2 protein-coding genes are annotated in these 1,215 nt (G+C 73.1%); one reads left to right on the top strand and one right to left on the bottom strand.

The features are described 5' to 3' along the window. Positions 1–301: 301 nt before the first annotated feature. Positions 302–853, bottom strand: a complete 552-nt coding sequence (locus H5J33_RS35825; protein WP_181798807.1) for a DUF1707 and FHA domain-containing protein — start codon at positions 851–853, stop codon at positions 302–304. A 177-nt stretch (positions 854–1,030) separates the two neighbouring features. Here H5J33_RS35825 and H5J33_RS38170 point away from each other — a divergent pair. After that, on the top strand, positions 1,031–1,215 hold a 185-nt coding region (locus H5J33_RS38170; RefSeq protein ID WP_309485579.1), incomplete at its 3' end, for a hypothetical protein.

Here is a 1,215-nt window from a genome sequence, read left to right as displayed (position 1 = left end):
TCGCGGGTGGCCGCCCGGGCGGGTGCCGCGGTGAGGAGTGCCGCGACGGCCAGCAGGGCCGCGGCCGCCGCCTTCGCTCTGGTGAGGTGAGTCATACCGGTTGCATCGGCACGGCGGCCCGTCTTCCCGAGCACCGCTCACCCGATCGGGACGGCAACACGCGCCTGCCAGCTCACCCGTTCGAGACGGCACGCACGCGGCCCCGGTCTCCCGCCTGGTACGGCACACACGCCAACGCGGTCTCCCGTCCGGGAGGGCACACGCGTACCCGTTCGCCGCCGCGGAAGGGCCGGCCGGCGTCCTAGCCCACCGCGAGCCGGAACGCCATCCGGCCGAAGGCGACCTGGTCGCCCTCGCGGACCACGACCGCGCCGGTGACCCGGCGGCCGTTGACGGTGGTGCCGTTGGTGGAGCCCAGGTCCCTGAGCACCCACAGGCCGCCCTGGCGGCGGAGTTCGGCGTGCACGCGGGAGACCGTCTCGTGGTTCAGGCGCAGCCCGTTGGCGGGATCGCGGCCGATGCGCAGCGGGTGGGTGTGGTCCGGGTGCGGCAGCAGCAGCTTGGGCAGCCGCTCGGCCTGCCAGGCGCGGCGCAGCCGTACGGTGAACCCGGACACGGCCTCCACGGTGCCGAGGACCGCGCGCGAGAAACGGTTCTCCTGAGGCAGGTCGGCGACGAGGACGGCGAGTTCGTCGGAGCGGCGCGCGGCGAGCGCCAGTTCCATGCGGCGGACGAACGTGTCGTGCGAGAGCCGGCCCAGGGCGACGCCGTCGCGCAGCACCCGCAGCGCCTTGTCACGTTCCGCGTCGGACAGGCGCGCGGGGTAGGTGGAGAACTCGAAGGACGACGTCACGCTGGTGATTGTCGGGCAGTGAACTCCGGGTGTCCAGAAAACGCGGAACGGGTGCCGCCGTGCCGGTACTTCCGCGACACCAGCCTGCCGGGGGCGAATTGATGAGCGGATTGATCGTCCGGAGCGGCACGATGGGACCGCTGAGCATCACGGTGAGCAGACGAAGGGGAACCGTCCGTGCAGTTCGAGGTGTGGGCACCGCAGGCAGACCGAGTGACGCTCCATTGTGAGGGCACCACGCGCGCGCTGGCGCGCGATCCCGCGCGGGAGGGGTGGTGGACGGGTGAGGCGGAAGCGGCGGACGGCGCGGGCACCAGCACCGGGTGCGGGCCGACCTCCAGGAACAGGTCGTGGCCGTCGGC

Origin of the sequence: Streptomyces sp. WELS2 (genome assembly GCF_013870595.1) — a bacterium.
Taxonomy (GTDB): Bacteria; Actinomycetota; Actinomycetes; order Streptomycetales; family Streptomycetaceae; genus Streptomyces.
The sequence above is the reverse complement of the archived record's forward strand: the minus strand, read 5'-3'. Positions and strand labels throughout refer to the sequence as shown.